Consider the following 13,899-nt stretch of genomic DNA (forward strand, 5'->3'; position numbering starts at 1 on the left):
AATGCGCTCCAAACCGGAGCGCATTTATTTTATTTTGAGCAATAGTCATTAAAACCAGGTTACAATTGCTTCCCAAATGGCTTCACGAATATCGGGGTTGGCCCCGGCTGCAAGAGCAATGGAAATAAATAACCCGATCATTGCATAGGAGAAATCTTTAAATATCATCCTTCCTGCTTTTTTACGGTGCTTTTTACCTTTTTTGGTACGTGAAAGACTCACTGCGATTTCCCTACCTCCAATAACTCCCAGGAATACCCAGGTGGTACTCATTGGTACGGTACTAATAAAAAGTTTATAGATCAACAGGATCACGTAGGTGGCATCAATTAAAGTTGCTGCCCTGATATCGGAAATCCTCGCCTTTTCACTCACCACTTGTTGTATTTTATCTCCTCTTAGATAGAACAGGAGACCCAGACCTACAAAAATAGTGACGGCAAAAATTATGAACTGCATGAAGTCAAGCTGCCGTGGAAGGAATACTGCTATGTTCGCACCATCCTGCATCACCCATACACCCCATAGCGTACCACTCACAAGCCACTGAACAATATTCCAGCTTTTGCTGAATTTACGGCTCTTAAAGTATTTCTTAATGGTGTTATAAGATAAGTACCACACTAAGAATGAAAGCACAAAAGCCATAATATACCCGGTCCAGGATTTCCATACTACAGAGGTAATACCTGATGTATCGGCACTAAAAACACTTAAAATAAGAAAGGTCGTAGATACCGGCATCCTTAACCTTGTAAGTATTAAAAGCACAAGGGGTGCAATGATCTGGAAAAAGCTAAAGTTCTCGGGATGAGGGTATTTTGTTGTGCCATCTGGGTTCAACAGTCGTTGGTAGGTGACATCCCCATCAAAAACTATCCAGCTATAGGTCACTACGGCCAGAAATATAATACCAATGAACAACCACATTGTCCACCACTTCCGGTTCTTATTACTTTCAATGAATGTTCCCAGGGATTGTATACTGTCATTAGCCACAGTTGCATAAGCGGCGAAAAAGAATCCAAGCCACATCCCGGCCTGTCCATAACCTGTAAGAATTCCTGCCAGAACGAGTCCCACAATCACTATGGCCAGGAATGTTTTTTCCTGAACCATGAAATCGAGCACGTTCAAATACGGCCGGTTCCTTTTAATCCTGTTAAATTTAGCTTTTGCCATTTCCTAATTATAGGTTTTCAAAAATTTCTAGAATTGCGAATATAACTTCTTTTCCCTCTTTTGGGGCTGCAAAAATATATACTTGCATACTTCCACTGTTTAATTCCAATGTTATCTAATTGTTAAGAATTCTTTAAAGCCAATATCCTTGGTTGTCAAGCATAAAAAAAGCCGGTAAAAACCGGCTTTTTCGAACTTCATTAATTTTATCTTCCGAAGTCAAACTTGTAGGTAGCTCCTGCCATCACCTGCAGCCCTAAGACGGGATAATCTGCCCACTTTTCGTAATTATCTCCCAAAAGGTTATGACCACGGGCAAATATAGAAAGCCTGTCGTTAAATCTGTATCCAAGATTTGCGTTGAGATCAACATAAGAATCCAGGGTGACATTTTCTTCTACAACAGGTATTCCCGAAGTAAAATCAAACGTCCCGTAGTCTTCCCGCTCACCAACTATAAAAATATTGGCTCCTGCAAACCATTTTTCAGTGATTTGGTAATCGGCTAATAAATTCGCTTTGAAGTCTGGCAGGTTCCAGGCTTCATCCTGCTCATCGGTGTCATACACAAAATATTCAGCATTGATACGCAGGTTAAGTTTGCGATTTACATCGAAGTTTAATTCTCCAAATGCTGAAATGGTACTCACCTTGTCATAAACAACTGCAAATGAATTCCCGAAAGCATAAGGCGGCCTGCTTAGGGCTTCAGAAGGATCGGAAGGCGTGGACACAAAGAGTGGCTTAAAATCTTCGGCCATATATTTTAAACGGGTATTATAACCTATACTGCTGGTTAATTTTCCTTTTGCACCTACGTAAGCTTTATATTGTTGATCTGTAGGTGCTATTCCTACTCCCGGAGTAAGAAAAGGGTTCTCCTTCGTAAATTCATAATAAGAATTCTGTCGCAGTTCTCCTTCAAGACCGGCGTAAGCTATAAAATAATCTCCGGCAGCGCGATAGCTTGCAGTGACCTGCGGGTAAACATATATCCCGCTGTCACTGTTCTCTGAATCATAGCTGTAATAGATCGCTGCACCCAAATTAAGAGTAAGATCGTCTCTAAGCACCACTAGACTCGAGGCCAGTCCAATATTCATATAACTGTAATTAATTTCCTCAGAATCGCCTATGGCTAGAGAAGAACTACCATTTAAATAGTCTAAAATCACATTGGTATGAAACAATTCGCCCCCAATAGGAATTTCAAGCGTTGGTTTAAATGTAAGGCGGTGTTCGTTAGATTCAAAATCATCACCAAAATATCGGTATTTGACTTCTGCCCTGTCAAAAAAGGCCTTTTCCCAGTTAATTTCCCCACCAGCATATATACTGTAGTAATTGTGCTGGGGATCGATATCATCGATAATGTTATTACTTACTTCATCCCCGCGTACTCCATACCAGTTAAATAGTCGGTGCTCTACCCCAAAATCGGTGTTCCAGATGAGATTTCGGTTCCTTGAAGAGTAATTAAGATTGAGTTCTGTATCGTAATAATTATCCTCCAGTTCCACACCGTCAATCCCACCTTGAGCGGAATTATGAGTGAGGAAAATTCCGAAGTTATCGGTCCTGGTGACTTCAATATTGCTGTAGAACTCGGCTAAAGCACTGGTGTAGGTACCAAAACCAAGGGTGATGTAATTATCATACAGCTTTGGCGGACGCTGGCGCTCCACGGTTGTAGCCCTTCCTTTGGCAGGGGCAAAAGTGGAGGCAACCGGAACAGAAAATATGCTGTATTGTACAGGTCTTTTTTCAAGGTTCACTGAATCTGATATTTTTGGAGTCTCCCTTATTTTGGAGGCATCACTAACAGTAGGAGTATATGGTTTCACCACTTCTACCGTTTCGCTCCCAAGGTCCTGAGCATATGTGAAGCCGGTAAAAAATAAGAACATGATAACTACACTTAACGAGTTGATTTTCATGGGAAGGCTTTTATGTATTTTAATTGTTGGTTTCTACAGAAGCATTGGTCCTGGCTTCCTGTGCTTTTATCCTGGCTAGTTCCTGTTTGGCTTCATTTACAACTTCGGGGAACTGGGTGAAATTCTTGATCACGTTATCCAGAATATAAGTGGCCTGGTAAGCATCACCTAAGGCATAGAAATTCTTCGCCATCAACACAAGCCCTTTTGCACCAAATAATTTGTAACCAGAATAATCTTTGGCTAAACGCTGTACAGCATCATTTGAAGCCTGGAAGTTTCCGGCTTTATTCTTGAAATAAGCATCATAGTACAATGCCTCGGCTGCCAGTTCTCCGGTGGCCGATTTCTGCACTTCGGCATAAGCTCTTTTTGCGCGCTCTTCATTTCCCGTTCTCATAGCGGCACGGGCAATGATCACCTGCGCATCGTTTTTAGCACTGGTTTCGGCATTTGGATTTGCCAGCACCTTTTCGGCATAACTTACAGCCTCATCATATTTTCCAGTTTCCAGGTAAGACTTCATGAGGTTAGACTGTGCAAAAATGGTATTTTGAGCAAAAGATGCTTGAGATTCAAGACGCTTTAACAGCGGAATAGCTTCGGAATAATTGCTGTTTTCCAGGTAAACTTCGGAAAGTCTCGCAAGAGATTGCTCGAGATATTCTGATGCCGATCTTCCAATCACATATTTGTAATGCGGAATGCTTTTCTCCCTGTTTCCTTCACGGAAATATAATTGCCCCAGGTAAAAATGAGCCTGTACCGAATGTATTCCGTTAGGGAATTTTACAAGATATTTGTCCAGCGCAGTAATGGCCGCTGAAGTATTGTTGTTCTGATACTGTTTTTCGGCAGATTCAAACGTGGTGTTATCAAGATCCACATCGGTCACTTCTACAAAATCCAGGTCTTTCACCCAGTTTGCATACTCATCTGTCCTGCCCAGATCGACATAGATAAGCCTTGCGGTACTTACAGCCTGGATAGCTTCAGCCGAATTAGGAAAATCGGCTACTACCTTTTTAAGCTTGTCAAGCGCCTGGTTCGACTGGTCATTATTATAATAGATCAATCCCTGCTTCAGTAAAGCCTGCGGCACAAAAGCACTTCCGGGAACATCTCTAATAAGCCTGTTGTAGGCTTCCATCCCCTGGCTCGTATTGTTCATCGCTACATAAGTATTCCCAAGTTCATACGCTGCATCATCCCGATAGGAAGAGCGGGGATATTTTCTAAGAAACTCGGTTAACTCCTGAATTTTTGTCTCATTGCGCTGCACAAAACCATAGCTTATTGCTTTCTGAAAAGCTGCATAATCATTTTCGGATCCATTAAGAGCAATTGCTGCATTGTAAGCATCCATGGCAGGCCAATAGCTACTGTTCACAAAATGGCTGTCCCCCAAACGCACAAAGGCATCGTTTCTCCTGCCCCGATCTTTAGCAGCATCATTAGCGAAGCGCTTAAAGAACTCTATCGATCTTGCGTAATCGCGCTGTTTAAAATACGCGTAACCAATATTATAATCAAGGTTTTCCTTTTCTGAAGCTCCCTTTGCACCACTCATACCGGCAAATTCCCGGTAGCCAACCAGGGCCTCATCAAAATTGCGCAGGTTAAAATCTGTCTCAGCTTTCCAGAAGGTTGCCAGGGCCGTAAATCGTGGATCGCGTCTTTCCGTAAGGGCCAGATCAAAATATTCCTTTGCTTCACGATATTTTCCTTCTTCAAAAAGTTCCAGTCCGCGGTAAAATGCCACTTGCTGGTAAACTACATTATTTTGAAAATTTCGGTTTCCTTTGAGAAGACGCATTGCTTCCTCATAGTTCTTCGAAGTAATAAAGGAGTTGATGAGCAACTCATTAATTTCCTCTTTGGCAGGAGAATTTGGGTAAGCTTCCAGGTAGTTCATCAAAACCTGTGGCGTACTGGCATAACTGTTCCCAATCTCATAGCTCAATTTGGCGTAATTAAGTGCAGCATCTGCCTTGATCTCGGGATTGAAATCCATCTCACTGGCATTCTTAAATGCATTGAGTGCCTGTTGCTTTTTATCATCTTTTAAGTAAGACTGAGCCAGGTGATAATATGCATTTTGGGCAACAGCATTTTTCCCATCAATGATCTTGTTGAATTCGGAAATGGCGGCCTCATAATTTCCCTGCTGAAAATAGGCGTAACCTAACTGATAATAATCTGTGTTGTTCCACTTCCCTCTTTCCCCCTGGTATTCTTTTAAATAAGGAATAGCTTTTTCATACTGTCCAAGGTTAAAATAGCTCTCCCCAATAATTTTATTTAGCTCGGACCTGTCGCGGCGATCGGCCCGGGGTAATTGCTCCAGTCCAAGTTGAATAGCTTTTTCAAAATTCCCCTGCTTAAAATTCATATCGGCCTGGAAGTAAGAAAGATCTTCCTCGTAACGCTCTGTGCCCTCTACCTCTTCAAAAAGGGCATTTGCCTGCTCATAATCATCCCCTTCATAAGCCATAAAGCCCAGGTAGTATTTTGCCTGGGAACCATATTTCTTGGAGTCTTTTACTTTGCTCAAATATTCTTTAGCTTCTTCAGGTTGATTTGCCTTAAAGTAAGCGTAACCATTATTGAAGTTAAAACGTTCCTTTTCAGCTTTGCTTAAGTTCCTTTGATCAACCGTGTCATACCACTTGCGGGCAAGAGAATACTTTCCTGTTTCAAAATAATAGTCGGCCACATCGAGATAGGCTGCATTGGTTTTGGTGCTGGTAGGGTAACGCTCTACAAAATCCTCCATGAGCGCATCGGCTCCCGGTTGATTTAAGCGAATAGCAGCATTGGCTATATAATAGGCGGCATTGGCCTTGATCCTTTCATCATCCACTTCATCCTGTACTTCATCAAATAAGGTTTGTGCGGCAAGATATTGCTGATTGTTGTATAACTCCAGGGCGCGGTTATAATCGGCCAGTTCATTAGTCTGAATAGCAGATTGTTGTGAAAAACCTAAAACCGAAGAAAAAACAAGAACAACAAAAAGGCAGATTTTGCAATGTTTCATTCGTAAATTTTATTTTGTTGATGATTCAAAGATATAAGAAACTCTAAGGTAATAACGCCTATGTTGTAAGATAAATTATGTCTTTCCGTTAAATGAAACCTAAAATTTCCTTCGAAAAATTTCAGCAGAAGAAAAGCAACACAAGCTCATATATTTACGTTCTCTTTCTTACTTTTACCTCTCAAAAATGTGATTTTTCATGTCCAATAATGTTCTGTACCTAAAAGACGCTGCCATTTATCAACGGGAGACGCTTATCCTTTCTGAAGTCAATATAGAGATCGAAAAAGGGGAATTCGTTTACCTCATCGGGAAAACCGGAACAGGAAAAAGTAGTTTCATGAAAACCCTTTATGGAGATCTTCCTCTAACCGAAGGGGAAGGACAGATAGTGGATTACGATTTGCGCACCCTAAAGGAAAAAGATATCCCCTTCCTGCGCCGCAAACTGGGAGTCGTGTTTCAGGATTTTAAGCTGCTCAACGATCGTAATGTCAATGAGAACCTGCTGTTTGTACTAAAAGCTACGGGCTGGAAAGACAGAGCATCTATGGATGCAAAAATCGAGGAAGTTCTTAAAAAAGTAGGAATGGGCACCAAGGGTTTTAAAAATCCCTACCAACTTTCGGGAGGAGAACAACAACGTATAGCTATCGCCCGGGCCCTTCTTAATGATCCCGAACTCATTTTAGCCGATGAACCTACCGGAAACCTTGACCCACAAACTTCGGTTGAAGTAATGGAAGTCCTGCAGCAAATCAGCAAAAACGGAAAAACCATTCTTATGGCTACCCATGATTACGCCTTACTCTTGAAGTATCCCTCCAAAACCCTGAAATGTGACGGACAAAAGGTATTTGAGGTGGTACAAAAAACGGTTTAAATTGAAAATAGAGGAGAGATAACCATTTCCAAAGTTTGAAACTTTGAAAATGGTTGGTTTGAAGAATAAAAAAACCACTCAAAAATGACATTTTTGGAGTGGTTTTTCTTTTCAATCTGTATTCGTAATTCTAATCTCTAATTTTCATTCTTCCTGTTGATAAAGAGGTAATAGATGTTAATGATAACGATAGCTGCATTGGTGACAATAATTGGATATGATTCCAGCAGAATTCCGTAGGCGACGAAGAATAAACAACCAAGACTGTTAATGTATCTTAAGGTGGTGATGTTTCTCATTAGAAAAGACAACAGTAAAAAGAAAGATGCCAGGTACCCAATCCATTCCACGTAAGAAATCCCAAGTATTTCCATATTTTTTCTGAATTTATGAACAGGAATTAAAAGTAAGAAATCATTTTTAAATCCTGGGAAATGAGTAGCACCAATAAAAAAGGGCTACTAAAATGGAATTTTTAGCAGCCCTTTTTTATTAAAAATCAATCTTATATTATAGCGTCTTATTTCTCTTTCTGTCGTTTTCTGTGAGATAGATCTTTCTAAGACGAATATGCTTTGGGGTAACCTCAACATATTCATCCTTTTGAATATATTCCAGTGCCTCTTCAAGAGAGAACTTTATAGCCGGAACTATCTTCGCCTTATCATCTGCCCCCGAAGAACGTACGTTGGAAAGCTTTTTGGTTTTTGTGATATTCACCACCATATCATCCTGGCGGGAGTTCTCTCCAATTACCTGACCTTCATAAATATCCTCTCCCGGATCAACAAAGAACTTTCCACGATCCTGAAGTTTATCTATAGAATAAGGAATAGCTTTTCCTTTTTCCATGGATACCAAAGAACCATTTTGACGCTCTGGAATTCCTCCTTTAAGCGGCTGATATTCCTTGTAACGGTGTGCCATAATAGCTTCTCCCGCAGTAGCAGTAAGCAGTTGATTACGCAATCCAATGATACCGCGTGAAGGGATCTGGAACTGGATGGTCATCCTGTCTCCTTTTCCTTCCATGCTCAACATTTCACCTTTTCTCATAGTCACCATCTCCACTGCTTTTCCTGAAACATCTTCAGGAAGGTCAATGGTTAATTCCTCAATAGGCTCACATTTCACTCCGTCGATCTCCTTGATGATCACCTGTGGCTGACCAATTTGAAGCTCATAGCCTTCACGACGCATGGTTTCAATTAATACAGATAAATGAAGTACACCACGACCAAACACCATAAATTTATCGGCACTGTCGGTCTCCTCAACTCTAAGGGCAAGGTTTTTCTCAAGCTCCTTCATCAGGCGTTCCTTGATGTGTCTCGAGGTAACGAATTTTCCGTCTTTTCCAAAGAAAGGCGAATCGTTGATGGTGAACAACATGCTCATTGTTGGCTCATCAATAGCGATTGTTTTAAGTCCTTCAGGATTTTCAATATCGGCAACTGTGTCTCCAATTTCAAAACCTTCAAGCCCCACAATAGCACAAATATCTCCTGCAGTTACTTCTTCTATCTTTCTACGGCCAAGGCCTTCAAAAGTATGTAATTCTTTAATTTTAGTTTTCTTGATGCTGCCATCTCTCTTCACAAGCGCAACCTGCATCCCTTCTTTCAAGGTACCGCGTTGCAGACGACCAATTGCGATCCTTCCTGTAAAAGAAGAAAAGTCAAGAGAGGTGATCAACATTTGTGGAGATCCTTCTTCAGTTTTTGGTGAAGGAATATGCTCAATAACCATGTCAAGCAAAGGCTCAATGTTTTTAGTCTCATTTCTCCAGTCGTCACTCATCCAGTTATTCTTGGCTGAACCATAGACTGAAGGAAAATCAAGCTGCCATTCTTCTGCACCTAATTCAAACATCAAGTCGAAAACTTTCTCATGCACTTCCTCGGGAGTACAGTTCTCTTTATCAACTTTATTGATTACCACACAAGGTTTCAATCCAAGGTCAATAGCTTTTTGAAGTACAAAACGCGTTTGCGGCATTGGACCTTCAAAGGCATCTACCAAAAGCAGAACACCATCGGCCATGTTCAACACCCTTTCAACTTCTCCCCCAAAGTCGGCGTGACCTGGGGTATCGATGATGTTGATCTTTGTTCCTTTATAAACTACGGAAACATTCTTAGAGGTAATGGTAATTCCACGCTCCCTTTCAAGATCATTGTTGTCAAGGATAAGATCCCCGGTGTTTTCGTTTTCCCTGAATAGCTGACAATGGTACATTATTTTATCTACCAGAGTAGTTTTTCCGTGGTCAACGTGTGCGATAATCGCGATATTCTTAATAGCTGTCATATAAACGCCTGATTTTTAAAGGCTGCAAAGGTACGTTTATTTTTTCCATAAAAAACACTGCGTAAGAGAATAAAATATTTATTTGTATTTATGGTAATAATTTGATTAACAGCAGCTTGTAAACCAAGTACTATTTACAGGTTCTTCGGAAAGATATAGAACTGAAAAATTTATTTGGTAACTTCTGGAGAGGCTGAGCATTATCATATTTTATAAGTCTTAAATTCCTTTTGACCTTAAAATTTCGTAACTTTAAGTCATTCAATTTCAGTATATTAAACGGTAATTATTTGAATACATCGGCTATGAAAAGGAGAAACATATTCACCAGTAATGTATTATTTATACTTCTATGTTGCCTTACAGGTGCATTGGGAATACAACCGGCCATGGCACAGGTAGACGGGCAGGTAAGCCTGGATTTTCCCGCTGAAGATAAATTAATGGAAGTGGCCCATGAAACAGTTAAGGCTTACGAAATGGGAAACTGGGAAGCACTTAGAAGAAATGCAACTAAAGATGCACGATTTTATAATCTCGGCAGTTATGACAGCTTAAATCTGGACCAAACCATAGAGTATTGGACCGAGGGTCGAAAGATCGCCAGTCCGGTTCTTTCTGAAGACGGGGTATGGCTTGCAGTAGCCGTTCCTCAAGGCCCTCGGGAAGGAAATTGGATCCTACACTGGGGAACAAATACCTTGAGCTATCCTACAGGTGAAACTATAACCTTTCCCTATCACGTCGCCATCAAATTTCGTGATGAAAATGTGAGCCAGATACATTTTTACTATGACAATAACAGGATCATAAGAGCTTTAGGCTATGAAATCCATCCTCCTTTTAAGGAGGAAAAGAATAATTTCCTCGAAGGTTATGATGGTAAACAGTAGGAATGATTGATTTCAATATTAAAAACTTCAAAAAAGGTATCTTTGCAGTAAATTTATTTTATGCAACTCAACAAGATACCACAGATAAAGCACACAGATTCCAACAATTTCTTTTTGCTGGCCGGCCCCTGTGCCATTGAAGGCGAAGAGATGGCATTAAGAATCGCTGAAACAATTTTAAAGATTACCGATAAGCTACAGATCCCTTTTATCTTTAAAGGATCGTATAAAAAAGCAAACCGAAGCAGGGTTGACAGCTTCACGGGAATTGGAGATGAAAAGGCTTTAAAAATTCTTCGAAAGGTTTCTGAAACTTTCCACATCCCAACGGTAACCGACATTCACGAGAGAGAAGATGCCACCCTGGCAGCAGAATATGTGGATGTACTACAAATTCCTGCATTTTTAGTGCGGCAAACAGACCTTGTGGTCGCAGCCGCCGAAACCGGAAAAGTAGTCAATCTCAAAAAAGGACAATTCATGAGTCCCGAAAGCATGAAACATGCCGTGACCAAAGTTACCGACAGCAATAATGAGCAGGTAATGGTGACCGACCGTGGGACTATGTTTGGTTATCACGATATGATAGTCGACTTCCGCGGAATTCCAACCATGCGCGAATTTGCACCTACAGTTCTGGATGTCACCCATTCCCTGCAACAGCCCAACCAAAGCAGCGGAGTCACCGGTGGAAGACCAGATATGATAGAAACCATCGCCCGTGCCGGGATAGCAACAGGAGCCGATGGATTGTTTATTGAAACCCACTTCGATCCCGCAAATGCGAAAAGCGACGGTGCCAATATGCTCGATATTCAGTATTTGGAAAAATTGCTGAGCAACCTAACTGCAATAAGGAAAACAATAAATTCATTTTAAAAATTTGTGACTCGGTTGCAAATCCGCGCCAACAGATAAGATATTAGACCTAAGAGATTTCAAAAATCTGTGAGGTCTATTTATTTTAGGTCCTAAAAATCCTCCAACAGCCAACGCAGGCGTGGCCAGAAAATGCAAAAACCCCGCTTCTTTATGGAAGCGGGGTTTTCTGTTTATTGGGGGCAAAAAATTCTATCCACACTTGGAGTAACCACAGCTCTTACAAACCAGGCATCCTTCAGAAAATATAATTCCTTCGGGATCACCACATTCGCCACAGGTTTTGTCGGCGGCAGGCGTACCATCGGGCACGAACTGCTTAAGGGCACGTACAACACCCGCTTTCCAGGTATTGATACTTTCGTCAAGCAAGTTCAGGTTATTGATAAGATCAACTACGTATGGAATTGGCATTCCGTGGCGGAGTACTCCTGAGATCAATTTGGCGTAGTTCCAGTATTCTTCGTTAAAGGATCTTGACAAACCTTCAATAGTCACTTTATATCCATGCTTATCACAGAACTGGAAATCATATCTGGACTTACCATCCTCATCACGATTTTTGATCACATATCCTTTCTCTACCCAGGTTGGAAGGTTAAATACATCTTCCATTTTTCCGGTGAAGATCTCGTAAGGACGGTCATTGAGAATACCTACTACCGCAAGCCATTTCTCCTTTTCGTTGTTGAATCGGATAATTTTTGACTCCAGTTTCTTCGGACGTTTTGGCGCATAAGTTTCTGCAAATACATTTTGAGCTGCTTCTGCACTCTTGTCCTTCTTATCATCTGAAGAGACAAGAATTCCGCTACGCGAACCATCGCGATAAACAGTAATACCTTTTAGACCTTGTTTCCACGATTCAATGTATATATCGCTTACCTTCTCCTGGCTCACATCTGTCGCCAGGTTAATAGTAGAACTAATAGAGTGCGTGGTATATTTTTGTACAAGCGCCTGCATCTCTACACGCTTTTGCCAATTAATTTCTGAAGCAGTTGCTCCTGCATAAGGACTTTGCTCAATAGCATCTTTCCCAGAAGCTGCCATCCATGTCTTCACCTTAGGATGATACACAGTAAATTCTTCAAAAGCATCTCCTGTATCATCAACAAAGGCCACTTTGGCATTTGCTCCGGAAGCGTTTACTTTTCTTCTTCTTTTATAAGACAACATAAATACCGGCTCAATTCCCGAAGAGGTTTGGGCAAGCATACTTAAACTTCCTGTTGGAGCAACAGTACTAATAGAGATATTCCTTCTTCCATGCTGCATCATGCGACTGTAAAGATCGGGGAACTCTCTCTTCATCATTTGAACAAAGTCTGACTGCTCTTCGATAGCAGGATCGAAAACCTTAAATGGTTCCCTGGTGATGGCCATATCAATACTACTGTCGAATTCTCCTTTAAGTTTGGTCTGCATGATCTTATCAACCACTTCAAGAGCCTCGTCTGTATCGAATTTCACGCCAAGGGCAGCAACAGCATCGGCAAGGGCAGTAAAGCCAAGGCCGGTACGTCTTCCTGTTTTACCATTTTCTGCAAGTAATTTCCAGGTGTCGATCTCATTTTTCTTAATGAAATCGGGCTCCTCATCCTTATCTATCTTCGCAAGGATCTTTTCTACAGCTTCAAGTTCAAGATCTACAAGGTCATCCATCAACCGCTGAGTTTCATAAATTACTTTATAGAATTTGTCGTGGTTGAAAGAGGCATTTTCTGTAAATGGATTATCAACGAAATTATAAAGATTTACTGCAATTAAACGGCATGAATCCCCTCCCTGCATTGCAATTTCAGAACAAGGGTTGGTGGAACTGTTCTTAAAGCCGGGGTAAAAAGATGATGTTGAATAAGTATGTTGTTTATCCCAGAAAATTAGACCGGGCTCTGCTGTATTGTGTGCACATTGAATAATGGTATCCCATAATTCTTTGGCACGAACAACTTTCGTGTACTTAGGATTTGGACTGTCGATTGGCCAGCGTAAGGTAAAATCGGCATCCTCGGTAACGGCTTGCATGAACTCATCTGTTAGACGCAAAGAGATGTTCGCACCAGTTACCTTTTTAAGGTCCTGTTTTATGGTAATAAAATCCTCAACATCGGGATGAGAAATATCTATTGTCAGCATTAATGCTCCCCTTCGGCCGTTTTGGGCAACTTCCCTGGTGGTGTTTGAAAACCTTTCCATGAAAGAAACAGCTCCTGTTGTTGTTCCCGCAGAATTTGATACCAGTGCATTTTTAGGACGAAGACCCGAAAGATCAACTCCTACCCCACATCTCCTTTTAAACAATTGTACCAGTTGTTGATCTGTATGAAGGATTCCACCGTAAGAATCATAAACCGGCGGCACAACCACACAATTAGAAAGGGATGCTATCATTTGATCATTACCAAGGGCTGCCATGACACTACCCTGGGGAATGCTGTATTTAAAATCTTTAAAGAGTTGAAATATTCTCTCTTCACTTAAAAATTCTCTTGACTTACCGTATTCAGACAGGTTTTCTTTTCCCGCTGCACGATCGGAATATTTCGCCTCCATCCTGGCAAATTCTTTTGCCATTCGCCGGTGCATATCTTCGGGAGTTAGTTCAAGAAACTTTCCGTTTCTGTCTTTTACTGCATACTTATTTATCCAGGTAGTGGCTGCGAGCTCGTCATTTTTAAAATATTTTAAACATGCTTGCAGTACTTCATCGTACGTATAAGTCTGGGTGCTAAATAATTCTTCAACCATGGCATTTGTTTTTGTTTTAACTTG

Annotated in this window: 9 protein-coding genes; 3 read left to right on the plus strand and 6 right to left on the minus strand. The window is 41.0% G+C overall.

Annotation, left to right across the window (positions count from 1 at the left end):
- Positions 1-48: 48 nt before the first annotated feature.
- The 3 genes from LA313_RS11770 to LA313_RS11780 all read right to left on the minus strand — a co-directional run bounded on the left by LA313_RS11770 (position 49) and on the right by LA313_RS11780 (position 6,159).
- Positions 49-1,182 carry a hypothetical protein gene (locus LA313_RS11770; protein WP_228915176.1) on the minus strand — a complete coding sequence of 378 codons (1,134 nt, stop codon included), beginning with the start codon at positions 1,180-1,182 and terminating at the stop codon, positions 49-51.
- Between the two features lie 206 nt (positions 1,183-1,388).
- Complete coding sequence (locus LA313_RS11775; protein WP_228915178.1) at positions 1,389-3,119, minus strand: TonB-dependent receptor; 1,731 nt, start codon at positions 3,117-3,119, stop codon at positions 1,389-1,391.
- 19 nt (positions 3,120-3,138) lie between these two features.
- Positions 3,139-6,159, minus strand: a complete 3,021-nt coding sequence (locus LA313_RS11780) for a tetratricopeptide repeat protein (RefSeq protein ID WP_228915180.1) — start codon at positions 6,157-6,159, stop codon at positions 3,139-3,141.
- A 199-nt stretch (positions 6,160-6,358) separates the two neighbouring features.
- Between LA313_RS11780 and LA313_RS11785 the strand changes: the two genes are divergently transcribed.
- Positions 6,359-7,042 (plus strand): cell division ATP-binding protein FtsE, encoded by a 684-nt coding sequence (locus LA313_RS11785; RefSeq protein ID WP_228915182.1) that lies wholly within the window; start codon positions 6,359-6,361, stop codon positions 7,040-7,042.
- Positions 7,043-7,179: 137 nt separating this feature from the next.
- Here the strand turns inward: LA313_RS11785 and LA313_RS11790 are convergent, their stop codons facing one another.
- Positions 7,180-7,416: a uroporphyrinogen decarboxylase gene (locus LA313_RS11790; protein ID WP_228915184.1), complete on the minus strand. Its 237-nt coding sequence runs from the start codon at positions 7,414-7,416 to the stop codon at positions 7,180-7,182.
- A gap of 136 nt (positions 7,417-7,552) precedes the next feature.
- Positions 7,553-9,352: a translational GTPase TypA gene (typA, locus tag LA313_RS11795; protein ID WP_228915186.1), complete on the minus strand. Its 1,800-nt coding sequence runs from the start codon at positions 9,350-9,352 to the stop codon at positions 7,553-7,555.
- 305 nt (positions 9,353-9,657) lie between these two features.
- Here typA and LA313_RS11800 point away from each other — a divergent pair, with 305 nt between their 5' ends.
- Positions 9,658-10,245 carry a nuclear transport factor 2-like protein gene (locus LA313_RS11800; protein ID WP_228915188.1) on the plus strand — a complete coding sequence of 196 codons (588 nt, stop codon included), beginning with the start codon at positions 9,658-9,660 and terminating at the stop codon, positions 10,243-10,245.
- A gap of 60 nt (positions 10,246-10,305) precedes the next feature.
- Complete coding sequence (gene kdsA, locus LA313_RS11805) at positions 10,306-11,124, plus strand: 3-deoxy-8-phosphooctulonate synthase (protein ID WP_228915190.1); 819 nt, start codon at positions 10,306-10,308, stop codon at positions 11,122-11,124.
- Between the two features lie 192 nt (positions 11,125-11,316).
- Here kdsA and LA313_RS11810 read toward each other — a convergent pair whose 3' ends face one another.
- Positions 11,317-13,875 carry an adenosylcobalamin-dependent ribonucleoside-diphosphate reductase gene (locus LA313_RS11810; RefSeq protein WP_228915193.1) on the minus strand — a complete coding sequence of 853 codons (2,559 nt, stop codon included), beginning with the start codon at positions 13,873-13,875 and terminating at the stop codon, positions 11,317-11,319.
- Positions 13,876-13,899: the final 24 nt, after the last annotated feature.

Origin of the sequence: Salinimicrobium sediminilitoris, from assembly GCF_020866905.1 — a bacterium.
Lineage (GTDB): Bacteria > Bacteroidota > Bacteroidia > Flavobacteriales > Flavobacteriaceae > Salinimicrobium > Salinimicrobium sediminilitoris.

Coding starts and splice junctions, on each gene's coding strand:
- LA313_RS11770 (WP_228915176.1), bottom strand. CDS start 1,182: ATGGCAAAAGCTAAATTTAACAGGATTAAAAGGAACCGGCCGTATTTG.
- LA313_RS11775 (WP_228915178.1), bottom strand. CDS start 3,119: ATGAAAATCAACTCGTTAAGTGTAGTTATCATGTTCTTATTTTTTACC.
- LA313_RS11780 (WP_228915180.1), bottom strand. CDS start 6,159: ATGAAACATTGCAAAATCTGCCTTTTTGTTGTTCTTGTTTTTTCTTCG.
- LA313_RS11785 (WP_228915182.1), top strand. CDS start 6,359: ATGTCCAATAATGTTCTGTACCTAAAAGACGCTGCCATTTATCAACGG.
- LA313_RS11790 (WP_228915184.1), bottom strand. CDS start 7,416: ATGGAAATACTTGGGATTTCTTACGTGGAATGGATTGGGTACCTGGCA.
- typA (WP_228915186.1), bottom strand. CDS start 9,352: ATGACAGCTATTAAGAATATCGCGATTATCGCACACGTTGACCACGGA.
- LA313_RS11800 (WP_228915188.1), top strand. CDS start 9,658: ATGAAAAGGAGAAACATATTCACCAGTAATGTATTATTTATACTTCTA.
- kdsA (WP_228915190.1), top strand. CDS start 10,306: ATGCAACTCAACAAGATACCACAGATAAAGCACACAGATTCCAACAAT.
- LA313_RS11810 (WP_228915193.1), bottom strand. CDS start 13,875: ATGGTTGAAGAATTATTTAGCACCCAGACTTATACGTACGATGAAGTA.